Here is a 26,235-nt window from a genome sequence, read left to right on the forward strand (position 1 = left end):
CTTTTTTTTAGGATAGGAAAGCATAAAAATGCTGAATATAGGGCTCTAACGGGTTTCATGGGGTGAGTAATCTTCAATGTTGTCAGGTTAATGCGACCGCTGCGACGGGTTATGGTTGGGTGAGTAATCGCAACCCCAGAAAAACACTAGCATTCCATGGGCCCCGAGCTCATCTCCTTTAAAGAAGACTTGCTGATTGGCAAGCCGACAGGCGCAGACAGAAGCAAAGTCGCACTTATGCCCTGCGGGTGAAAAGAAGACTTGCTGATTGGCAAGCCGACAGGCGCAGACAGAAGCATAATCGCACTTATGCCCCGCGGAAAGCGACTTCCCGCAGCGGACATCTCCATGGCAAGAACACCGATGTTTTAAAGACCAAGCGGTATTCTTGGTTTTTAAAAGAATGAAATTAAAAAGCATGTGCCTCCGATTTATTTCTGTACTAATATAATAAATTGAAAAGCCTAAACAGGATACTAAAGTGTTTTCATACAAATCTTTCTTTGTTATACTGATTTTATGCAAAAAGTATAATACAGGGAGGGTTTCGAATGAGAAAGAACATATTTGTTTTTAGCTTTATTTTTCTAGCGACATTGTTGCTGGCTGCTTGCGGGTCTGCAGACCAGGAAGAGGGAACAGATGAACATTGGGAGAGCATACAAGAAAAAGGGGAAATTGTAGCAGGGACTTCTGGAACATTGATTGGTGCATCCTACTACGATGAAAATGATGAGTTGACAGGCTATACCGTAGAGATTATGAGAGAAATTGGGGAGCGCTTAGATTTAGAGGTATCATTTGAAATCATGGGAGCGGATGATTTAGCAACCGCAATCAATAGCGGCAGAATTGATGTAGGAGCAAATGATGCTACGATCACAGAAACCAATCAAGAAAAATTTGGATTTACGGATCCATATAAATATTCGTACATTGTCGCAGCAGTCAGAGAATCGGATAATTCAGAAATAGAAACATTGGAAGACTTAGAGGGTAAAAAAGCCGGCGGGGCAGCCTCGACTATCTACAGCCAAATTGCAGAACATTATGGAGCAGAAGTGGTAACCTATGGCAATGCTCCGAATGAAGCTTATCTAAGTGATATCAGTACAGCCAGAACGGATTTAGTATTAAACGATTATTATTTAACTAAATTTGGGGTAGCAGCATTTCCTGATTTTGATTTACACTTGCACCCAACCTTAAAATTTAATCCGACGGAGCAGGCTCTTATGATGCCAAAAGAATCTACAACGCTTCAGGAGGAAATGAATGGTGCTTTAAATGATATGCGTGAAGACGGAACATTAAGTGAACTGGCCAAAGAATTTTACGAAGAAGATGCTTCACAAGAACCGGATGTAGAAGTCGAAATTGTAGAAGGTCTGGATTTTTAGAGGTTTAAAATGAATATAACCAATATTGATTTTGGCGGTTTTTTTGATGTTCAATTAGCTTGGGAGAGCCTGCCATTTGTTCTTGGCGGGCTGCCGATAACATTACTGATTTCCATCGGCAGTATGCTGATTGGACTTGTTTTGGGGCTGTTGTTAGCTTTGGCAAGAGGCTCTAAAAATATTTTCCTGAGATGGCCGGCCAGACTATATATATCCTTTATGCGGGGAACACCAATTATTGTTTTTTTATATATCCTCTATCTGGGTTTACCCTCTGCTGGAATTCAGCTTGTCGCTGTCCATGCGGCAATTATTGGATTAGGTCTGAATAGTGCCGCATATATTGCAGAAATCGACAGATCGGCATTAAATAGTGTGGAAAAAGGACAATGGGAGTCTTCACGGGCGTTGAATATGTCTTATTGGCTGACACTGCGTAAGATTATACTGCCCCAGGCTACACGAATTGCCATTCCGCCTTTAACAAACGTTTTTATGGATATTGTGAAGGCGACGTCTTTGACAGCAGTGATTACAGTGCCTGAGTTATTTCAAAAAGCGCAAATTGTCGCTGGAAGAGAATTTGATGCAATGACCATGTACGTGCTGGTGGCGCTTATTTATTGGCCGGTATGTATTTTAATCGGCATGCTGCAGGATCGTTTAGAGAAAAAATATAGTGTATTTGTAAAATAAGTGTATTGCATGAAATAACAGAATCTAACAAAAGGTAAAAAAGAGACATTCCGGTGTCTCTTTTTTTACATTGCTCCGCTTGCTTTATAATTTCCAAAAAGTCTCAAGGCTTCTCGTGTATAGTTTCCCTCCTTTCAGAAAAAATAAAACAAAAAGAAAGGAAGGTACGGGAATGAAAAAATGCAATCGTGCTTATTTTTTTACACTTCTTTTATGTTTAACCTGGCTTTTGATGCCGATCAGCAGCTTTGCTGAAGAAATAAAAGAAGGATTGAATATACCCAGCCATGTATTGGATATCTCAAAAGAAAACACATTTCCGAATTCAACAGAAGACCAGGAGATTATTGAACCAAGCAAGTTAACGAAAGAGTTGATCGAAGACGTCGGCATTCCAATCGAAAATCCGGAGCTGATTAAGATTTTGAATGAAAGCAGTATCAAACCATCTCCTATAGCAATTGGATATCGCGGTATGGTTTATCTGGGAAGGTGGCCAATCAATTATCAATCTGCGGAATCAAATATTAATTGGGAATACCAGCATATCAATAAAAATGAAATGAATAATGTCGGCGGTGAGAAAGCCCAGGAGATGAGCTATTATCAGCAGGAAGAAAAAGAAATAAATGGCGCCCTGACCAGTAAAATAAGTAATCCGGAACAAATAAAAACGATGATGCTGTTAAAAGCCAGCGAAAATACAAAGCTTCCTCTTTCGTATCAGGCCGTTATCGGTCATAATACAAAATTAACTAATTCGTATAATATCCCAATGGAAAAGCATGGAATACTGGATGCTTATGCGCCGGCCGTTAATGAGAAAGGGCAGGTGACATTCGGGGAAGTATATATTGAATTAAAAGGATCCAATAAAACCATTCAAATTAAGAATGTAACTAAGCAAGGAATAGGAGCTTGGATCCCTGTACAGGATTATTTATCTTTCTCCTTTAAAGTGAAATAAACGTCAAAGGATTGTCGAAAAGACAGTCCTTTTTACATATTCAGCAAAAATATATTGCAATTTAATCTTTATTGCTTTATTATGGTAAAGTATTAAAGAGAAATGTGATGATTATTGGGGGAAGAAAAATGGAATGGGTTGTTCTTTCAGCAGTCCTATTAATGACTGTTTTATGTTTATTAAAGGTTAATGTTATTTTATCTATTTTAATTTCAACAATTGCTGCCGGGTTAATGTCCGGGTTAGGATTTGCAGATTCTGTTGAATTGCTGGTAGCTGGTATGGGGAACTCTGCAAATACAGCATTAAGCTATATATTGTTAGGAGCTTTTGCAGTGGCTATCAGTTATACAGGGATTACAAAAATTTTAGTGAATTTTATTATTCGTGTATTAACAGGGAAGAAAACAATGATGCTCTTTGCATTAGCTGGTGTTGCGTGTTTATCACAAAATGCGGTGCCGGTTCATATCGCTTTTATTCCTATATTGATTCCTCCCCTGTTAAAAGTATTTGATCAAATGCGGATGGATCGCCGGGCTGTAGCATTGGCTCTGACATTTGGTTTGAAAGCACCTTATGTGATGATTCCGGCCGGTTTTGGTTTACTTTTCCAAAGCTTGATTTTGGATGGCCTAAACTCCAATGGGGGAGAAATTACTTTATATGAAGTAACCTTATCTATGCTTATTCCCGGTTCTGGAATGATTGTTGGACTTTTAATCGGTATTCTATTTACTTATAGAAAAGATAAAGCATCTAAAGATTCAATGAAGGAAGAAAAAATAAAAACAGAAGATCTGGTCGAAGAAATCACTTTCGGCAAACAGCATGTAATGACGATTATTGCTATTATATCGGCACTTATCGTTCAAATTATAACGCAAGATTTGATTCTGGGAGCATTGACGGGGATTATTGCTATGTTCGTTCTGGTAGCATTGCCATTTAAAAAACTGGATTCTGTGATGGCAGGAGGAATCTCCATGATGGGGATGATTTCTTTTATCATTTTTGCAGCTGCCGGTTTTGCAAATGTTTTACAGGAAACAGGAGCTGTATCGGAATTAGTGGAGGTATCTGTTTCTGCATTAGGAAATAATAAGCCGTTAATTGCATTTGTTCTGTTACTGCTGGGTCTGGTTATTACGATTGGTATCGGGACATCATTCGGAACAATCCCGATTGTTGCTGCTCTATTTGTTCCTATCTGTTTGGCAACTGGCTTTTCGCCTTTAGCAACAGCAGCTTTAGTCGGTACAGCCGGAGCATTGGGAGATGCCGGTTCGCCAGCTTCAGACAGTACGCTTGGACCAACTTCCGGACTCAATGCGGACGGAAAACATGACCATATTTGGGATACATGCGTGCCAACCTTCATCCATTATAATATTCCCTTATTTATTTTCGGATGGATTGCTGCAATGGTTCTTTAAAAAGTGAATAAAATGAAGTTATAAAGGAAAAGGTAAGAGAAAAAAGTAGGTGAACTTGAAATGAAAAGAACAATCACTTTGCTGCTTTCACTTGCCTTTTTCTTATGCGTATTTCCAATGAATACCGGTTGCGCATACGGATGGGGATATCAAAAGAACTCCAATCATACACCGCCTCAAATTGGCTCTTATCAGGAGGTATTGGATAAATACAATGCTTTTTATGTGGACGATTCCGGTGATAAAAACCTTTATCTGACATTTGATAATGGCTATGAGCAAGGGTTTACGCCGGAAATATTAGATGTATTAAAGCAGGAAGAGGTTCCTGCCGCTTTTTTTGTGACAGGGCATTATGTAGAGAGTGAGCCTGAACTGGTCAAAAGGATGGTCGATGAAGGACATATTATTGGCAACCATTCCTATCACCATCCGGACTTTACCGTGATGGATAAGGAAGCCATTAACAAAGAACTGCAGGATTTAGAGCAGGCCGTTGCAGAGGTCAGTGATCAGGATGAATTAATTTATGTCAGGCCGCCCCGGGGAACCTTTAGTACAGATACATTAAAATGGTCAACAGAGCTAGGGCTTGTCCATGTATTTTGGTCATTAGCCTTTAAAGATTGGGAAACCAACTCACAAAAAGGTGCAGATTATGCTTACGATGAAATTATGAAGCAGATACATCCAGGAGCCATTATCTTACTTCACGCAGTTTCCAGTGATAATGCAACCGCTTTGGAAAAAGTCATTCAGGATTTAAAGAAAGAAGGGTACCAATTTAAAAGTTTAGACGATTTATGGCTAAGCAAGCAATTGCCAAAACAGTTTCCTTATTAAGTTGAACTGTCCTTATATAGAAGAAACGGATGAAAGTCAGAAGAAACAATTCTGATAAACCGTTACGCTTCTAAAAGGACAGTTTTTTTGATATACTTCAAAAACAAATCATCCTTATGGAAAAGAAAAAGTCTTCTTTTTATAAGAAATTTGTGTGTGTTGACCTCTTTGGCCAAAAATCAGACGAATATATAAGCTGTTAAATCTCTTGCGGGCTAACGGGTTAGCCTATATGTAAACTAGCATAAAAGATAAAGGTCAAAAAAAAGTAAAAAAATTTGACTAAAACACTTGAAAGTCAAAGAAGGTCAGAGTATAATGTAAATATAGTCAAAGATAGTCAAAGTCAAAACAACGAATAAATAGGCTATCTGACTAAGTTATAAGGAGGAATGAGAAATGAAATGTCAAAACTGTGGACAAAATGAGGCAACGATTAATGCACAAATGCAAATGAATGGACAGCGTATGGAAGTGCATCTTTGCCATGAATGTTTACAAGAAATACAAGGAAATATGATGAACAGCGACTTTTTCTCTAATTCTCCATTTGGCAATATGGATCAATCATTTGCCAACAACTTTTTCCAAGGAAATCAGCAAAGTGGTGCAAACGCACGCACGAGAACACAACAAAAATCAAACAATGGAAATGGCTTGATTGATCAGTTAGCAAAAAATATTACTGATCAAGCACGAGCAGGAAAGATTGATCCTGTCATTGGCAGAGATAAAGAAATTAAACGAGTTATCGAAACATTAAATAGAAGAAATAAAAACAATCCGGTATTAATCGGTGAACCAGGTGTTGGTAAAACAGCGATAGCAGAGGGACTGGCTGTAAATATTGTAGAAGGAAATGTTCCTGCTAAATTAATGAACAAGGAAATCTACTTGCTGGATGTCGCTTCTTTAGTCGCAAACACTGGTATCCGCGGTCAATTTGAAGAGCGGATGAATAAATTGATTGCTGAGCTGCAAGAGCGTAACGACGTGATTGTATTTATCGATGAAATCCATTTGCTTGTTGGAGCAGGTACTGCAGAAAGCTCACAAATGGATGCAGGCAATATCTTGAAGCCAGCTCTTGCACGCGGTGACCTGCAAGTAATTGGCGCAACAACATTGAAAGAATATCGCCAGATTGAAAAGGATGCGGCGCTGGAAAGACGTCTGCAGCCGATTATCGTAAAAGAACCATCCTTAGAGGATGCAGTGAAAATATTAAAAGGTATCAAGGACCGTTATGAAAAATTCCATGAAGTCCGCTATTCTGATGAAGTCGTTGAAGCATTTGTCGGTTTATCCAACCGGTATATCCAAGACCGCTTCCTGCCGGATAAAGCAATTGACTTAATGGATGAGGTCGGTTCCAGATTAAATCTTGCTAACGCTCAGAAAGATTCTGATTCCTTGCAAGAGCGCTTAGATGAAGTAGTGAAACAAAAACAGGAAGCAGCCGAAAAAGAAGAATATGAGCGTGCTGCAAATCTCCGTTATCAAGAAATCCAATTACAAAAACAATTGGAAAAAGTTGAAGACGGCGAGAAAACACTGGATGTAGACGTTTCTGATATTCAATTAATTGTAGAAGAAAAAACAGGTATACCTGTAACGAAAATGCAAAAAGATGAAAAAGAAAAAATGAAAAACTTAGCTGACGATCTTCGTTCCAAAGTTATCGGACAGGAAGAAGCAGTAGAGAAAGTTGCGAAATCCATCCGCCGCAGCCGTGCCGGATTAAAAGCAAAAGAGCGTCCAATCGGTTCCTTCCTATTTGTCGGTCCTACCGGTGTTGGTAAGACAGAGTTGACGAAGGTACTGGCTGAGCAAATGTTTGGTACGAGAGATGCGCTGGTTCGTCTGGATATGAGTGAGTATATGGAAAAACACGCGGTGTCTAAAATTATCGGTTCACCGCCAGGATATGTCGGTCATGAAGAAGCTGGACAGCTGACCGAACGCATCCGCAGAAACCCATATTCTATTCTGTTGCTGGACGAAATTGAAAAAGCACATCCAGATGTGCAAAATACGTTCCTGCAAATCATGGAGGACGGTCATTTAACCGATTCTCACGGCAGAAGAGTAAGCTTTAAGGATACGGTTATCATTATGACAAGTAATGCTGGAACTGGTGAGAAAAAAGTAAATGTCGGGTTTAATGCGAAAACACATGAATCTGTTGCGACAATGGAAAACTTAAGCACCTATTTCAAACCTGAATTCTTGAACCGTTTCGATGCGATTGTAAACTTCAATGAATTAAAAGAAAAAGATTTACTGCAAATTGTAGACCTTATGCTGCATGATTTAGAAGCAACCATGAAGGAAAATCAAATTACCATCACTATCTCTGATGCAGCAAAAGAACGTCTTGTTCAATTAGGATATGATGCACGCTTTGGCGCACGACCATTACGTCGTGTTATCCAGGATAAAGTAGAGGATCAATTAACAGATTTGATCCTTGAAGGAGAAGATGTAACAGACATTCATGTGGATGTTGAAGACGAAGAAATTGTTGTTTCCAATGCATCTTAATATAAGGTGAAATGGTATTAGGCATATCAAATAAAATAAAGCATAAAATAGATCAGCTGACTCATTGATTGCGTTAGCTGGTCTTTTTTTATGTATAACTCACTTTCCCACCTAAGAATACATATATATCTTGCTATTTCAGGGTGAACATGTTCTCCAGTAGCATGCTTGCTTTTGGCTACATATCCGGCCATTTTGGAATTGTTGATTGTGCATAGCTCCGCTCCGACCAACCACTCCGCTTTCCATAGGGACGGCTTCAGCTAACTTGAAAAGAAGACCGCTTTTCAAGTGGATCTTCAGCTCGCCCTGTTCCCATAGGAGTCTCCGTGGTTGGCCTCCGCTTAGTTAGGATTCTACAGCGAATATAAGAAATAACATCCTGTTGATTTGGATGAAATAGTATCTCTATCACTTGATGACACGATCATTACGTTATTTCAAATGGTTGGTTTAGCAGTTCGAATGATGACAGCATGAATAATTAACATCAAGAATAGCTTTCATGCACAAAAAGTAATCATTGCTGAACATTTTACCATGCACCATAAAAAATCTCTTCCATCTGAACTGTCTGAACTATCTGAACAATCTTTTGTTTGTTCAGATAGTTCACGTATAGAACACCTTACTAGCGGAGGCGGACCGTTTTGACTCCTGAGGGATCAGCACCATCTGAAGATCCACTTTTGCCAAGCGATCTTCTTGGCAAAAGTTAGCTGAAGAGCGTGCCCCTAGGCAGGCTAAGGTCGCAACGTCCTGTTGCAACGCCTGCACTAGTACGTCCTGTACGTCGGAAAGCAAAACGGTCCGCCGCAGCGGTATTTTACACTACACCTCTTATTACTTTATTAAGGGAGTTGCCAAAGAAAAAATCAACTCCTATTTCTACGGAAAGGAAGTTAACTTTTTAAGATGCGAAAGTTGAGTGTATAATATTTCGAGAAAAATTAACCTCCTGCTTTAAAGCTGACGATCCCGCTGTATAAAAGAATTAAAATGTGTGAGAAAGTAAGGTTTTTTTGTGCAATATATGGTATAAAAAGAATAAGGACCAGTTTTTGAAAATCAAAGCAATAGAATCGTTTATCACCAGATAGCATCTGTATAAAAAGCAAAAAGATGTTTTCAAACTCGCTTTAACCGCAATGGAAGTTTTTCTAATATTATGTATACGATAAAAACGGATGGAGATGAAAGCGTGAAGATTTGTATCATTGATGATGAACCATTGGCGTTGCAGTATTTGGATTTTCTCTTAAATAAAATAGCAGGAGTACAGGTTACCGGTAAATTTAACAATGCGACAGAGTTAATAAATCATGTTCAAACGGAGGATGTAGATGCCGTATTGATGGATATTCATATGCCTGATATACAAGGAATCGATTTAGCTGAACAGCTGTTAAATATCAAGCCCGTTCTAAATATTGCTTTTGTCACAGCCTATAATGAGTATGCAGTCAGAGCATTTGAACTGAATGCGTTAGATTATATTTTGAAGCCGGTACAGTTAGAAAGGCTGCAATTGACCATTGAACGCATCAAAGAGAAGGATGAAATATTACATAAAACCCCGCTAAAGGCAGCGTATCATATCAAAAACCTGGGTGCAGTTCGATTTTATAAGGAAGAGAGCCCGATAGAAGTAAAGTGGAGAACGTCGAAAGCAAAGGAGCTATTTTTTTATTTTCTTCAAAACCATAGAAATACCATTCGAAAGGAAGAATTGATAGATTTCATGTGGGCGCACCTCTCCTGGGAAAAGGCCAATTCACAATTGTATTCCACCGTGTATCAAATAAGAAAGGTAATTCAGCAAATGGGATTCCCGATTAAGATAGTCAGTCAGGAGGAATCTTATGAAATAACTTTAGGAGAAGAAGTGGTTATTCAATCTATTGGCTGGAAACAAGCAGCATGGAGAGCCTTGCAGGAGAATGATATATCAGTTAAAGCACATATGAAATTATTAGAAACATATCAAGGGGATTATCTGCAAGGGATAGAATCGGATTGGATTTTGGAAGAAAGAAAGGAGATAAGGAACATTTGGCTGCAGATCGTAGATAATCTGATAAAGGATACTCTTCAAAATAAGTCTCCTTCATCTCGTAATATTTCTCAAATAAGTGCACTGGTAAGCTTTGACGAAGAAGCTCGAATATTAGTAAATGAAAAACTATAGCATTAGAAAATGGAACTGGAAGAGTGGAGAAGAATGAAAAAAAATGCGATTCAGCTGACAGTTATTTTGCTTGTTTTTATGCTTTGTTTATCTGCTTTCCGTTTGATTTGGACGGGGCTTTTTCAAGAGGAGGTACAGCCCGATATTCAAAATGGGATGCTTGATATCCAAACTTGGGATCCGGGAGAGGAAGAAACACTGGTTTTAGATGGAGAGTGGGAGTTTTACCCTTCCCGCTTTATTATGGAGGAGAGCTCGGTGCAGGGGGAATCAGATATTATAGAAGTCCCCAGAGGATGGAATGATATACTAGGTTCTTCCTATGGATATGGCAGCTACCGACTGCAAATAAAAGTGAATCGTGATGCAGAACAAAATTATGGATTATACATACCAAGTATTCGCAGTTCATCGGAGATCTATGTTAACGGAAGGAAACTGGCATCATCGGGGGAGATAGCTGCAGAAGAAGAACAATATACTGCAAAAAATTTACCGCAGAGAGTCGTTTTTACAGCAGATGAAGAAGGTATTATCGATATCGTTATTCAAGCAGCCAACTATAAAGATATCAGAAGCAGCGGTATTATTCGTTCTGTGAGATTTGGGACAGAGCAGGCTATCTCAAGCGGAACGCAGCTGTCCAGTTATTTTCAAATCAGCATCATTGTTATCTTTTTAATTCATGCAGTATATACCTTCATTTTATATCTGATAGGAAATCGGGATAAGTATCTATTGTATTTTTCTATGTTGATGTTCTGCATGATTATGACATCTCTTTTAAGTAATGGAGATAAACTGATTCACCAGTTTTTCAATATACCTTATGATTTCGATTTTCGCATAGCGAATACCTTGCTTCTGCTGGGGTGTTATGCTTTGCTGCAATGTACCAATCATCTGGAGCTGCCATATTGGAAAAGGATATTTCCTTTTTATAAATGGAGTATATTTACCATGATGGGAATAACCTTATTTTTATCCATACCGCAGATTCTATTTTTATTTCCTGTTTATTATCTATTTGCTTTTATAGTTATTATCGTTACATTTTGCTCTATAGTCCGGCTGTATAGACAGAATCCTGCAACGAATATGTTCCTTGTACTTAGTTTTTTTGCTGTCGTTCATCATTATATATGGGATTTAACATGGAGGGAACAAAGTGTTTATTTAACGTTTTATCCATTTGATCTGATTGTTGCGGTCGTATGCTATATCATTGTCTGGTTTAAAGGGTATTTTCAAATGCATGAAGAAACAAAAGAATTGGCGTCCAGCTTACAGCGGATGAATCAAGAAAAAGATCAATTTCTGGCGAATACTTCTCATGAGTTCCGCAATCCTTTAAATAGTATCATGCTGCTTTCTAAGGCTGTCATGGATAGGGAAGAAGCAGTATTGTCAACGCGGAGTGTAAGTGAACTTCATACGGTATTGAACGTCGGAAAGCGAATGAACCTTTTATTAACAGATTTGCTGGAAGCGAGGAATTTAAATCGTACGAAACCGCGGTTGAACAAGCAGGCAGTTGCCCTGGAGCCTATTGCAACCGGCGTCCTGGACTTATTACAGCTTTCATCAGATATGAAGCAGCTGCAAATGGTCAATAAGATACCTAAGGAATTTCCAGCAGTTTATGCGGACGAAAATCGCGTAACGCAGATTTTATTTAATTTAGCAGGAAACGCTGTTAAATATACGAGTCAGGGAGAAGTCATTATATCCGCAGCAAAAAAAGAAAAGTATGCGGAAATCCATGTGACGGATACAGGTATTGGAATCAATGAAGAAATGCGAAAACGGTTGTTTCTTCCTTATGAACAGGATAATGCAACAAGTGGAATGCAGGAGGGCGGATTCGGGCTGGGATTAAGTATTACGAAACAGCTGGTTGAGCTTCATGGAGGAAGTATTTGGGTCTCCTCGAAAGAAGGGGAGGGAACAACTTTTACGTTTACTTTAGAATTAGCCTCTCCGCAATCAGCTGTACAGCTATCTAATCAGACGAAACAAACGGATGTCAAGTATCCGGAAAAGGCAGATGCTGAATTAACACGATTACATGACGGCCAGACTCCGGCAGTTTTACTGGTTGATGATAACCCGGCGAGTTTATTAGCATTAAACTCCATTTTATCAGAAGATGCATACGATACGATGACGGTGACCAGTGCGAAGCAAGCGCTCGAAGAACTGAAGAAGCGGGACTGGGACTTAGTCATTTCCGATATTATGATGCCGGAAATATCAGGCTATAAATTTACCGGCATGATTAGAGAACGTTATACCCTGACAGAACTCCCTGTCCTGCTGCTGACCGGAGGAAATGCTGATATTCAGGCGGCCTTCTTGGCCGGAGCAAATGATTATATTACCAAACCTGTGGAGCCAGTCGAGCTGAAAGCCCGGATGGACTCTTTAATCACAATGAAGCGTGTTGCTGAGCAGCAATTACAATTAGAAACCGCATGGCTGCAGGCTCAGATACAGCCGCATTTCTTGTTTAATACACTGAATTCGATTATGGCCTTGAGTGAGTGGGATGTAGAGGCAATGCGCAAGCTTCTCGATGAACTCAGCAATTTCTTGAGAAGTAAATTTCGGTTTCAGCAAATGAAGGATCTGATACCTTTAGAAGAAGAATTAAACATTGTTCGTTCTTATCTATTTATTGAGCAAGTCCGTTTTGGAGAAGCTTTGCAGGTAAAATGGAAGCTGGATGAACAGGAGGGAGTCAATGTACCTTTTCTATCCATCCAGCCATTAGTGGAGAATGCGGTTCAGCACGGAATTAGAAACAGACAGGGAAAAGGAACGGTGACCATAAGCTTTCAAAAAGATCCTGCCCGCTCCAAAGCAGTGATTACCGTAACAGATGACGGGGCAGGAATAGATGAAGCAGACATTCCTAACATTTTAAAAGGAGAATCGGATAGCGAATCAGGAGTAGGTGTATTAAACGTAGAAAAAAGATTGCATCAGCATTACGGGAAAGGATTAACCATTATCAGTTCTTTGAATAAGGGAACGAGCGTATCCTTTGAAATAGATATATAATATATTCAGTGTGGGGTATTCTACCGCCTTCATTGAAATAGAAGTACCTGATAAGTAAGGTAATAGTAAAAAAGAGCTTCATTCGTCCGGAAAGAAAAGTATTCCTGTCGGATGAAGCTTTATTTACTCATCCTATCGTATGTTCGGATTTTGAAAAGTGGAAACAGCAATAAATAATTATTTATTCCATTTAATACCGATATAAAACTTCTATAAAAAGCAAATTTATATCGCGTAATAGGATATTATTGAAATAACAGAAAATTTCATAATCATATTTTGAAAGCTGAAGCAGGGGAAAGACAACTGGAAGTATGGATGATAACGCAGGCGTTTGTATAGAATTTGTATAGAAAAAATCAGATAGCTACTATTTATCATCATGTATCCTTGAATATATATATCCTAGAAATACTAAAAGATAAATAATCAGGGGGAGATTCTATGCTTCAAATTGCTATTATTGATGACGAACCTTTGGCATTACAATATTTGGATTTACTGTTGCGTAAAATAGAAGGAGTGCATGTTTCAGGGAAATGTATGAATCCAGAAGACTTGATTCAACATATTCAGACTGAACAAATAGACGCTGTATTTATAGATATACATATGCCTGCTATGAAAGGCACAGACTTAGCGGAACAGCTATTAAACATCAATCCTTCCTTACATATTGGTTTTGTTACGGCATATGATAATTATGCGATTAAAGCTTTTGAACTAAATGCAGTAGACTACATATTAAAGCCTGTAAAACAGGAACGTTTAGCTATAACTGTACAGCGGATAATTGAAAGAAAGATGACAGATCAGGATAAAGCAGTTGAAAACCGGACGACCGTCCTTAGGGATTTAGGAGCTTTGCAAATATACCAAGGGAATAAGCGGATTGATATAAAATGGAGAACGTCCAAAGCAAAAGAATTATTTGCTTATTTTATTCATCATCATGAAGATACTATCCGGAAAAGTGAATTGATTGATTTGCTGTGGAGTAACCTTCCCTGGGAGAAAGCGAATGCTCAGTTGTATACAACGGTATATCAGATTAGAAAGGTCATGCAGCAAATAGACGCACCTATTAAAATTATCAGTCAAAAAGAATTTTATCAAATTGATATCGATTATGATGTACAGATTCAGTCGCGAGAATTTAAGCTTGCAGCGTATGATTTATTAAAAAAAGAGAACATAAATACCGAGCAGTACTTCAAAGTACTGGACGCGTATCAAGACGAGTATTTAGCCGGCCTTGATTACCTTTGGGCTGTTAGCGAGAGAAAAATACTGAGAGATTTATGGCTGGAGCTTATCATTCGATTGTCAGCATATCTGCATCGTTATGAGAAATCGTCCTCCTACAATATTTCAAAATTAAGAGGTTTAACCGATTTTGATGCGGAAGCGGCAGAGATTGTAAAAGAAAAATCATGGATTTAGAGATATCCATGAAAAAGAGTTGATATAAATGAAGCGGGATACTATCCGATCGGGAATTTTTGTGATTCTCTGTATAATCAGTTTGTCAGTTTTGCGTCTAATTTGGGCAGGGTTATTTCAAGAAAATATAACTCCCGATATTCAAGAAGGAAAGCTTGATTTAAGCTCATGGGAAGTAGAAGAAGGGCAATCGATGCTGTTGGACGGGGAGTGGGAGTTTTATCCCTCGCATTTTTTGATGCAGGATGATGTCTTCTCTGCTGAAGTGCCGGAAACAATTCAAGTGCCCCACGGCTGGAAGAATAATCTGGGCTCTCCTTTTGGTTATGGGACTTATAGGCTGCAGGTAAGGGTACAGCCGGAGGATGACCGGAATTTTAAATTATACATACCAAACATCCGTACATCATCGGAAATCTATGTGAATGGACAGATAGTAGCGGAGACGGGTCGGTTGGCGGAAACAGAAGCTGCGTATGTTGCGGATATTATGCCTAAAACAGTGACTTTTTCAGCGGATGAAAATGGAAATATAGATCTTGTCATTCAGGCTGCCAATTTTATCGACAGCAGAGATGGCGGTATTTATCTCTCGCTTCGGTTTGGGACAGATGAAACGATTACGAGAGAAGTACAGCTCACAAACTATTCACAAGTTGTCATTGCAGCTATTCTGTTCATGCATACGGTATACACCTTGATTATTTATTTTATTGGGGGAAGAGATAGAAAAGTACTTTCTTTCTCGTTGCTGGCCTTTAGTTTATTTTCAGGTTTTTTGTTTTATACTGGTGAAAAATTGCTGCAGCAATTTTTTAATTTGAATTATGAATTAGAATTTTGGATGATCCATACGGTGTATTTAATCATTTTTTATGCATTGGTTCAATGTACCGATCATCAAAAGCTGCCTTATTGGAATAAAATCTTTCCATTTTTTCAATGGGGGATGGCAGTATTAGCTGTGGTCACTATCTTTTTGCCTATGCCGCAAATTTTAGCGCTTCGCCCCATATATAATATATTTGCTTTTTTTACTGTAGTTGTTACCAGCACTTCGATTATTCTGATGTTTAAGAATAATCCAAAGGCGAAAAATCTTATGCTCCTTGGGTTTATTGCAATTTCCAACCATGGGATATGGAATTATATATGGTCAGGAAAAAGTATTTATTTGACTTTTTATCCGTTTGATATGTTAATGGCAGTAACCTGCTATACGATTGTCTGGTTTCAGAGATATTTTCAAAAGCATAAGGAGACAAAAGATTTAGCGGAGAGATTGAAAAAAGTGAATGAGGAAAAAGATCAATTTCTGGCAAATACATCTCATGAATTCCGTAATCCTTTAAATAGTATATTATTGCTTTCCAAGGCGGTGCGGGACAGGGAAGAAACAAATTTGTCCAAACAGAGCATGACGGAATTGAATACCGTCTTGAACGTAGGGCAGCAAATGAATCTGCTGCTGGCAGATTTATTGGAAACTAGAAACTTACAGGTTAATAAACCAAGTTTAAATCGACAGGTGATTGCATTGAATCCGATTATCACAGGGATTATTGATGCATTGCGTTTTTCATCCGATTTAAAGAATGTGCCCATCGTCAATCTGATTTCTAAAGACTTTCCTCCGGTATATGCAGATGAAAATAGGGTGAAACAAATTTTGTTTAATTTGATAGGAAATGCTATTAAATTTACCCATCAAGGTTCAATCACAGTTTCTGCTTCTATCAAAGAATATGACGCAGAAATTCAAGTAACAGATACAGGCATCGGAATCAGCGAGGAGATTCAAAAGCGCATTTTTCAGCCTTATGAACAGGGGCACCCGGAAAATAAAATGTCAGAAGGCGGTTTTGGGTTAGGATTAAATATTACGAAACAGTTAGTAGAACTTCATGGCGGGAAAATCCAAGTTTCTTCTAAAAAAGGAGAAAAGACAACCTTTACATTCACGTTAGCACTGGCAAGGAAAGAAGCGGCAGCATTGGCCTTTGAAAGCACAGTAGAAAAGCCGGTGCCGAAAGAAGATAAGAAACAAACAGTACAGCCAAACAAAAAGAATGCTCAGATGCCATCTGTCCTGGTTGTCGATGATAATCCGTCAAGTTTGTTGGCTTTAAAGGCGATTATTCCCGATGATGCATATCAGCCGGTATTTGTTTCCTGCGCTAAACAGGCTGTGGAAAAAATGAAAAAGCGGGAGTGGGATCTCGTTATTTCAGATGTAATGATGCCGGAAATATCAGGATATGAGCTTACCAGAATAATTCGGGAACGCTTTTCTCTGACAGAATTGCCTGTCCTGCTGCTTACCGGAGGAACAACGGATATACAGGCAGCTTTTTTAGCCGGGGCAAATGATTATATCACCAAGCCTGTCGAACCGGTTGAACTGAAAGCACGTATGGATTCTTTGGTAACATTGAAGCGTGTTGCCGAGAAGCAGGTACAGATGGAGACCTCTTGGCTGCAGGCACAGATACAGCCGCATTTTTTATTTAATACATTGAATTCTATTATGGCGTTAAGCGAATTAGACGTAGAAGGAATGAGAAGACTCCTGAACGAATTAAGTAATTTATTGAGAAGTAAATTTCAATTTCAGCATATGAAAGAGCTGGTCCCCTTGAAGGAAGAATTAAATATCGTCCGCTCCTATTTGTATATTGAACAGGTACGCTTTGGCGAAGCTTTACAGGTGAAGTGGGATCTGGAAGATGAAGAGGAGATCTATGTTCCATTCCTTTCCATCCAGCCATTAGTGGAAAATGCGGTACAGCATGGTATTCGAAACAAACAGGGCAAAGGAACCGTCACCATCAGATGTATAAAAAATATCTCCCGAAACAAAGCAACGATTACGGTGGAGGATGATGGGGCAGGTATAGAAGAAGCGGAAATGCAAACCATTTTAAACAGAGAATCTGACAGTAAATCAAGTGTTGGGATTTTTAATGTGGATAAACGATTGCATCAGCATTTTGGGAAGGGGCTGCAGATAGTAAGCTTGAGGGAGCAAGGATTGAAAGTATTTTTTGAGGTGGACTTGCCTCCAACAGAATAAGATGTACATTCATGGAACCTTCCTTTTATTAAGTGTTTTATCTGCTTAATAGAAGGAAGGTATCTTTAGTTAGTTTCATACAGATATTGGTATATTTCTGGATTATCAGGCTGTATAGAATTTGTATATATACATACTATTTTCTGGGTATACTCCGTAAGTTATGATAAAAATGACTACAAAAGCTCATTTCTAATATAACGGGATAAATTGAAATTTTACTTCATGAATACTAGAAAAATGGTACGGATTAGAGGATGAGTGTGCAGTCAAATGAAACTTTAAAATGTTTCTGTCAGTTGAATAAGTTTAAGGTCAGAGCGTTTTTGTGAATAGCAATCATCTATTCATCTATTAGAACACGTTCTTTTATGCTTTTCAGCAGAATAGAAATCATTTTAAAGATACAGAGATATTAGGAGGTGTCGGTTTTCCGTATTCCAGCAGTGATTAAAAACTAAATAAAAAAGGAGGACTGGAATAATTGAAGAGAAGAGCAAAAAGAGCCAGTATATTTATGATTTTTCTTCTTGTTATGCAGTCCGTTGTAACAGGTATTGCACCTATACAAATGGCGTATGCAGAAGAAAACAAAAATGATACGTTCTTTGATTTTGAAAGCATTTCTGAAGGATCTTTTTCCGAGGAAGATGATGGTTGGCTTCTACATATAGACTGGTCGCTTGCAGACTATGATTTAGAAGATGTAAACCAGCCTGTAGATTTTAATTCTCCTGTAGCATTAATCGAACAGGAGGGCACAATATCTTCGGAAGGGGAAGAGGTGGAAATTGCCTCCTTTGAAACAACAGAAGATATAATTCGTGTCACGTTTAATGAATCGGCACTGGAGCATTCAGAAGCTGAGGGTACATTGAAGCTGCAATTGCCTTTAGAAGAGGAAGAAGAAGTTGTTGAAGGAGAAGAGACCACTGAGGAAGCTGTAGAAGAGGGGTCAACGGAAGAAGGGACCGGAGAAGCTGTAGAGGAAGAAGTGTCTGAAGAAGAAGGGACCGAGGAAGCTGTAGAGGAAGAAGCGGCTGAAGAAGAAGAAGGGACCGAGGAAGCTGTAGAGGAAGAAGCGGCTGAAGAAGAAGGAACCGAGGAAGCTGTAGAGGAAGAAGCGGCTGAAGAAGAAGGAACCGAAGAAGCTGTAGAGGAAGAAGCGGCTGAAGAAGAAGGGACCGAGGAAGCCGTAGAGGAAGAAGCGGCTGAAGAAGAAGGGACCGAGGAAGCCGTAGAGGAAGAAGCGGCTGAAGAAGAAAATATTGCGCCTTCTGCTGCATCTGAGGTTGGACCTCAGGCTGAGTTAGGGAATATCTTTACCTTTGAGTGGTTTAGACTAGATGGTGAAAATGTTGAAGACGGTCATGAAGTTGATTTTGATGGAACTTATGAGGTTCAATATAGCTGGGAAACAGATGAAACCATTCAAGCTGGAGATACAGCATCTATGCCATTGCCAGATGTATTTCTACATTGGGTAAATACGCCAGATCAACCTATAATGGTAGAAGGTACCCAAGTAGGAACATTTACCATTAATGATGGTGAATTGATTTTTACATTCGATGAGAACATTGAGGATCAAAGTGTTCAAAATGGATACGTAGGTTTCCAATTAAATTTTGACCGAGAAATATTCACTGAGGAATGGGAGCAAGAGATTGATTTTGATGGCGATGGTGAAAGAGATTTAACTGTTCAAGTTACACCGACAGAAGTTAATACAGATTTAGATAAATCCGGTCGTACGGATAGCCCTGTCAATGCAAAAGAAGTTTATTGGACAGTTAATATTGTGAATGGTGCTGACGAGGCAATAGAGAATGGAATGCTGGCCGATGTTATTCCAAACGGTCTTGTCGAAGCACGTGATTTTGAAGTTAGAGAAATCACTATCGATGTGGATGGTAATGAAATCGTAGGAAATCCAATTGACGATTTTAACGCCCCAACTCTTACTGGCGATGGGTTTGAAATGACATTCGATTCTATCGATGGAAGAAGCGGGTATCAGGTCAATTATACAACGTCAATTGAAGATATTAATGTAGCACAGTTCACCAATGATGCGACATTTGTAAGTGATAATATTGACTTGGAAGCACAAGCAACCGTTTCTGGAGGTGAAAGAAGTAATCCGATCCAGAAAGAAGGAAATCGAGTTGATTCAGAATCGGGTGACCAGATTGAATGGACCATTATCGTTAATGAAAATGGTATGTCTATTGATGATGCCAGGGTTGAGGATCAATTACCAGACGGTTTAAAAATTGTTCCAGGATCTATTAATATCTCTTTAAATGGTGGAGATTCTGTTATCGAAGCTGATGACTTCCCAATCGAATTAGGTCAAGTAAGCCCAGATCAAACATATACAATCACTTACCTGACTGAAATTAATTGGTCAGAAGTTAATGAGGGTGAATACCAAGAGAATAATGGGTTCACAAATACAGCCATTCTTTTTGATGGTGATGAAGAATTGAACGATGATGACGCAACAGTTCAGTTCGATAGAGGCCCGATTCTTGAGAAAGTAGAAGCGGGCAACATTGATTATGAAAATCGTACAGTTACTTGGAAAGTTACTGTAAACAAAGCAAAACATCTATTGGGCGATGTTACCGTAACAGACCAATTGCCAGAGGGATTAACATTAACAAACATTACAATTACAGGTGAAAATGGTAATGAATTCTCTGGAGCGACTCATGATGAAGAAGATGGCTTATTAACAATTGATTTGCCAGATGTTGGTACGGAAACAATTACAATTGAATATACGACTAGTATTGATAATTTCAATAATGCGGATGCATTTACAAACACTGTAGGTATGGAAGGTGACGGTGTTGGTGAAGGTGGCGAAGATAGAGATGCTACAATCCGTCCACATGCAAATACGTATCAAAAGAGTTTTGATGGAATTAACTATAATGAGAAAACAATTAATTGGCGTTTAAATGTCGATCCTACGAGAGAAGACATCAATGAAGGTTTTACCATTACTGATACCTTCACAAATGATGGGCTAATCTTATTGCCAGGGACAGTTGAAATTACTCTTGGTAATGAAAATCTTGTTTCAGGAGAAGATTATACACTTGCTCCAATTGAGGGTGGATACCAAAATGGCTTTACAATTGTATTCAATCGGGAAATAGAAAAAGCAGAATTAGTAGTGAACTATACTACTTCTTATGACGAGCAATTTGTGGATGAAGACGGAAATTCATTGATTCCTCATTCTAATGAAGATGAAGCTGGTCTTTATAGAAACCACGCACATTTTGAAGGAATAACGGAAAATAATCGTGAAATTAACGAAGAAGACGATGCTAGCCAACGTGTAATAGAAAATGCTTGGAATAGTGGCTTTAAAGAAGGGAATCTTGTTGATTCAGATAGTTGGTCCGATGCATCTGATAGAAGAATCGCTTGGCAAGTGTACTTTAACTATCATCAGCATAATCTTGGGGAAAATGTTTCAGTTACTGATACATTAGGTTATGACGGAGAAATCATTGAAGACAGTATCACAGTATCTGTTTATGAAGTAGATGCAGGTGGTAATACAACAATTACTGATACTGAATTAACTCTTAATGATGATTATACTGTAGAAGTTGAGGGTAATGAACTTACTGTTAACTTTAATGGTGAAGTAACTGAAAGATATGTCATTCAGTTTGAAACAAGAGTTCCAGACATTTCAGAAGAAAATTATGTAAACCATGCGGAAGTAACAACTGAAGAAGTAGAATATCCTTATTCTTCATCTGTGCATTATGACAGATGGGATAACGTGTTGAATAAAGAAGTTCTGCCTGATGTAAGCGAAGTTTATATTGGTGAAGAACTTGAATGGAAAATCACTGCTAATGAAAGCCTTTCAAGAATAAGTGATGCAACACTTACAGATACAATTAGTGCTGGTCTGTCATTTGTAGAAGACAGTTTGACTATTGTTACAAGTAGTGGTGAAGAGATTGGTTATACGCTTGAAACAGAAACTACTGAAGATGGCCAAACAATTTTAAATATCTCTTTTGATGAGGATTTAACGGAAGCTCTAACAATCACTTATACCACTATCGTTATTGCCGAAAATGGGCAAACTGTTAATAATACAGTAGACCTTAAGGGGAAAGAAATTGAGACAGTAACGAGAGAAACAAACGAAATCTCAGCAAGACAATTTTCATGGGTTGGTGGAGAATTCCGAATAGATCGTGGAGCTATCCAACTTTCTAAAGTTGATTCAGCTACTGAAGAAGTAATCAAATCTTCAGGAGCAACTTTTGAATTATATCGAGTTGTAAATGAAGAGAGAGTATTAATGGGCGAATTTACTACTGAGAATGGTATTTTAGAAGTAGGAAACTTATTCTTAGGGACCTATATCTTGGTAGAAATTGAATCACCAAATGGCTACGTGTTATCCGATAAAGAAATCGAAATTAATGTAGATGAGCCATATGGTGAAAATGAAATCGTTCATGAGGTTAATTTCGAAAACACCAAGGAAAAAATTAATGTAACAGGCACGAAAGAATGGCAAGGCGGCGAAAATCATCGCCCGGAATCCATTGAACTGCAATTATCCAGAGATGGAGAAGCAGTTGGAAATCCGGTAACCTTGGAAGACGGTGAAACAGAATATACATGGACGGACTTGGATAAAACTGATATCGAGGGTAATGAGTATAACTATACGGTCGATGAAGTAACTGTCCCAGAAAACTATGAAAAATCTGTTTCCGAAGATGGATTAACGATTACAAATGAATTCGTATCTCCAACTACTGAAATTCCAGTGGAGAAAGCTTGGGAGGATGCGAACAACCAGGATGGCAATCGTCCTGAATCCGTTGAAGTTGCATTATTTGCAAATGGTGAGGAGACTGATACGGAAAATATCACGCTAAGCAATGAAAATGAATGGCAAGGATCATTTACAGATTTACCGGAGCTGGATAATAGCGGAGATAAGATTACTTATACCGTTGTAGAAATAGACGTACCAGAGCAGTATGAGAGTGATATTGCCGGAGATGCAGAAAACGGATTTGTTATCACAAACAGCTATACACCAGGTACGGTAGATATCCCGGTAGAAAAAGTATGGGAAGATGCAAATAACCAGGATGGCGCCCGCCCAGACGGCATTACAGTACGTCTGTTTGCAGATGGCGAAGCAACACAGCGCTTCATCATTTTGAATGAAACTAATAATTGGGAATTTACGTTTGCCGGTTTAGATGAATACCAAAATGGAGAGCGGATTAACTATACTGTTGCAGAATCAAATGTGCCGGCTGGATACGAAAGTACTGTTAGTGGAAGTACTGAAAATGGCTATACCATCACAAACAGTTACTCGCCGGAAATGACGGATATTACAGTAGAAAAAGCATGGGAAGATGCCAATAACCAAGATGGAGCACGACCGGAAAGCATTACGGTTCATCTTTATGATGATCGTTCTAACGTTGTAGCAACGGAAGAAATAACAGCTGATGACGATGGAATTTGGTCACATGTTTTTGAGAACTTACCAAAATATCGTGATGGCGTAGAAATTGCGTACAGCGTGGCAGAGGATACAGTAGAAGATTATTCCACTTCTATTTCCAATAATGGTAATGGAACATTTACTGTAACGAATGAACATACGCCAGAGCAGACTTCTGTTACCGTCAATAAATTCTGGAATGATAAAAATGATCAAGACGGTCAGCGTCCAGACAGCATTCGCGTCCAATTGCTTGCAGACGGAGAAGCCTTAGGAAATGAGGTGCTCATTACAGCAGCAGATAATTGGTCCTACACATGGTCTGGTTTAGATGCGAATCGCGATGGCGGAAAACCGATTGATTATACAGTGAAGGAAGTCGATGTTCCAGCAGGATATGAGTCAGATATAAATGACGAAAATCACGGAGCAATTTCGATTACCAACAGCTATGAGCCGGAATTAATTGATATTCCAGTTTCAAAAGTATGGGATGACGGCAATAACCAAGATGGAAACAGACCAGAGAGTATTACGCTTCATGTCATCAATGGAAAGTCTGAAATTGTCCAGACAGCAGAAGTAACTGCAGATGAAAATGGCGAATGGTCTCATGTGTTTGAAGGATTACCGAAATATGATAATGGGAAAGCAATCCAATACCGTATTACAGAAGATGCCATCGAAGGCTACGGGGCAACTGCTGTAAAACAAGCAGATGGATTTGTCATTACCAACAGCTACACGCCAGAACAAACATCCTTGACTGTTACGAAAGGATGGGATGACGGCAATAACCAAGATGGCGTCCGACCAGAACATGTAACCGTTCAATTATTCGCTGATGGAGAACCTGTTAACAAACCTGTTCGCTTATCATCAGAAAATGATTGGAAGCATACTTGGACAGAATTAGATGTTTACCAAGACGGCGGTCAGGAAATCAACTATACGGCAGAAGAAACAAATGTCCCAGAAGGTTATGAGGAGCCAACTGTAGAAAAAGTTAATGGAAACGTGTTGATTACAAACAACCGTACACCAGATACAGTTGAAATTCCTGTTACCAAAGTATGGGATGATGCAGAGAATCAGGATGGGGTCCGCCCAGACAGCGTGACTGTAAATGTCATCAATGATGCATCGGAAATTGTTGGAACAGCTGAATTGAATGAAGAAAACGGTTGGACCCATACGTTTGAAGATTTGCCGAAAAATCGTAATGGAGAAGAAATTGGATATCGTGTGACGGAAGATTCCGTTGCGGAGTATTCAACCGAACTGGAAACCGGTGATGACGGCAGTGTGACTGTCACTAATGCTTACACGCCAGAACAAACATCGGTTACTGTTTCAAAAGGATGGAACGACAATGATAACCAAGACGGCATTCGCCCTGAACAGATTGAGGTTCAATTATATGCAGGGGAAAATGAAGTTGGCGATACGGTTATTCTGTCTGCAGAAAATGACTGGATGCATACATGGTCTGAACTGGATGCATACCAAAATGGCGGTGAAGAAATTAACTACACCGTAGAAGAAGTATCTGTGCCAGAAGGCTATGAAGTCTCTGTCAATGATGCCGACCATGGAAATATCCTGTTAACCAACCATCATGAACCGGCACAAACCAGTGTTCATGTTTCTAAAGCATGGGAGGATGCGGAAAACCAGGATGGCATTCGTCCGGCATCCATTACAGTGAATTTACTAGCTGATGGGGAAGAAATAGATTTCATCGAATTGAATGAATTAAATAACTGGCAATCAGATTTTACGGGCTTGGATAAATTTAAAAACGGCGAATTAATCGAGTATACGGTGGAAGAAGCAGCCGTTGACGGTTATGAGGCAGAAACAACTGGAAATGCGGAGGACGGCTACGTCATTACGAATACGCATGAGCCAGAGTTGATTGATTTAGAAGGAACGAAAATCTGGGATGACAATGATTATGTTGATCAACGCCCAGATTCCATCACTGTTAGTTTGTTAGCAGATGGAGAAGAAGTGGATTCAGCAGAAATCACTGCGGACACGGGTTGGACATTTGAGTTTACAAATATGCCTAAATTTGCAGCTGGAGCAGAGATTACCTATACAGTGGAAGAAGCAGCTGTTAACGGGTATGTAACGGATAATGTAGAAGGAAATGCGGCAGATGGATTCACTATCACTAATCGCCCGGCAAAAGTAAGTGTAGGGGATTATGTATGGATTGATGTGAACAAAGACGGCCTGCAAGACGAAACGGATATTCCGCTCCCAGGAGTCGTCTTAACGATTGAAGATAAAGACGGAAATCCAGTAACAGACGTCTACGGAAATCCAGTAGGACCAGTAACCACAGATGAAAATGGATATTATATCTTTGAAAATCTGCCAATCGATAAAACGTACATTGTACGAATTGATCGTGAAGCATCCGCAGAAGCCTTGGAAGGATATGTCCCAACCTTGGAAGAAGTGGGCAATGATAATTCAATTGACTCATCTATATGGTTTGCAATATCTCGACATTTAACAGAAGACGGAGAACATGATCCAACATTAGACTTTGGTTTTGTGAAAGCAGAATCAGAAGAGCCGACAGATCCTGAAACACCAGGAGAGCCGGGAGAAGAACCGACAGATCCTGAAACACCAGGAGAGCCGGGAGAAGAACCGACAGATCCTGAGACTCCAGGAGAGCCGGGAGAAGAGTCGACAGATCCTGAAAACCCAGAAGAATCAGGGGAAGAAGCAACAGATTCTGGTGAATCAACCGCTGATGGAAAAGGCAAAACAGATGGAGATTCCGTTGAACAATCGGGAGACCCTAAAGTTGGAGAAGGTGCTGAGACCGATAAAGGTGATGATGGAGAAGCATTGCCAGGTACAGCAACATCCATGTTCAACTTATTGCTTATCAGCTTAGGATTACTGGCAGCCGGTGCAATTCTAATGATTGTATACCGAGTTCGTAATCGCTCCTCTCACTAGATAGAACGGATTTAATTAAAAAAGAGGTTATTGCCAATTAAAGGTAATAACCTCTTTTTCTGTTTTAAAAAGAAAA

12 protein-coding genes are annotated in these 26,235 nt (G+C 39.2%); 11 read left to right on the forward strand and 1 reads right to left on the reverse strand.

The features are described 5' to 3' along the window. Positions 1-146: 146 nt before the first annotated feature. Positions 147-350, reverse strand: a complete 204-nt coding sequence (locus MKY45_RS09170) for a hypothetical protein (RefSeq protein WP_341172849.1) — start codon at positions 348-350, stop codon at positions 147-149. Between the two features lie 201 nt (positions 351-551). Here MKY45_RS09170 and MKY45_RS09175 point away from each other — a divergent pair, with 201 nt between their 5' ends. The 11 genes from MKY45_RS09175 (at position 552) to MKY45_RS09225 (ending at position 26,159) form a co-directional block, all read left to right on the forward strand. Beyond that, positions 552-1,400: a transporter substrate-binding domain-containing protein gene (locus MKY45_RS09175; RefSeq protein WP_332094481.1), complete on the forward strand. Its 849-nt coding sequence runs from the start codon at positions 552-554 to the stop codon at positions 1,398-1,400. A gap of 9 nt (positions 1,401-1,409) precedes the next feature. Continuing rightward, on the forward strand, positions 1,410-2,096 hold the full coding sequence (locus MKY45_RS09180) for an amino acid ABC transporter permease (RefSeq protein ID WP_042533407.1): 687 nt from the start codon (positions 1,410-1,412) through the stop codon (positions 2,094-2,096). Positions 2,097-2,268: 172 nt separating this feature from the next. Next, on the forward strand, positions 2,269-3,063 hold the full coding sequence (locus tag MKY45_RS09185; protein ID WP_379542156.1) for a YfkD family protein: 795 nt from the start codon (positions 2,269-2,271) through the stop codon (positions 3,061-3,063). Positions 3,064-3,191: 128 nt separating this feature from the next. Next, positions 3,192-4,499 carry a Na+/H+ antiporter family protein gene (locus MKY45_RS09190; RefSeq protein ID WP_332094480.1) on the forward strand — a complete coding sequence of 436 codons (1,308 nt, stop codon included), beginning with the start codon at positions 3,192-3,194 and terminating at the stop codon, positions 4,497-4,499. Between the two features lie 60 nt (positions 4,500-4,559). Beyond that, positions 4,560-5,342, forward strand: coding sequence for a delta-lactam-biosynthetic de-N-acetylase (pdaA, locus tag MKY45_RS09195; protein WP_341172850.1), 783 nt, complete (start codon positions 4,560-4,562; stop codon positions 5,340-5,342). A gap of 399 nt (positions 5,343-5,741) precedes the next feature. Further along, positions 5,742-7,886, forward strand: a complete 2,145-nt coding sequence (locus tag MKY45_RS09200) for an ATP-dependent Clp protease ATP-binding subunit (protein ID WP_193065378.1) — start codon at positions 5,742-5,744, stop codon at positions 7,884-7,886. A gap of 1,201 nt (positions 7,887-9,087) precedes the next feature. Beyond that, positions 9,088-10,074 carry a response regulator gene (locus tag MKY45_RS09205; RefSeq protein ID WP_341172851.1) on the forward strand — a complete coding sequence of 329 codons (987 nt, stop codon included), beginning with the start codon at positions 9,088-9,090 and terminating at the stop codon, positions 10,072-10,074. Positions 10,075-10,107: 33 nt separating this feature from the next. After that, the gene (locus MKY45_RS09210; protein WP_341172852.1) at positions 10,108-13,137 is read left to right on the forward strand and encodes a hybrid sensor histidine kinase/response regulator; all 3,030 of its coding nucleotides are present in this window, start codon (positions 10,108-10,110) and stop codon (positions 13,135-13,137) included. Between the two features lie 444 nt (positions 13,138-13,581). Then, a complete protein-coding gene (locus MKY45_RS09215) occupies positions 13,582-14,580 on the forward strand; it encodes a response regulator (RefSeq protein ID WP_341172853.1) in 999 nt (332 codons plus the stop codon). A 28-nt stretch (positions 14,581-14,608) separates the two neighbouring features. Continuing rightward, positions 14,609-17,653 carry a hybrid sensor histidine kinase/response regulator gene (locus tag MKY45_RS09220; RefSeq protein WP_341172854.1) on the forward strand — a complete coding sequence of 1,015 codons (3,045 nt, stop codon included), beginning with the start codon at positions 14,609-14,611 and terminating at the stop codon, positions 17,651-17,653. A 484-nt stretch (positions 17,654-18,137) separates the two neighbouring features. Then, positions 18,138-26,159, forward strand: coding sequence for a Cna B-type domain-containing protein (locus MKY45_RS09225; protein WP_341172855.1), 8,022 nt, complete (start codon positions 18,138-18,140; stop codon positions 26,157-26,159). The last annotated feature ends 76 nt before the right edge of the window (positions 26,160-26,235 follow it).

Origin of the sequence: Oceanobacillus sp. FSL K6-0251 (assembly GCF_038004725.1) — a bacterium.
Lineage (GTDB): Bacteria > Bacillota > Bacilli > Bacillales > Amphibacillaceae > Oceanobacillus > Oceanobacillus oncorhynchi.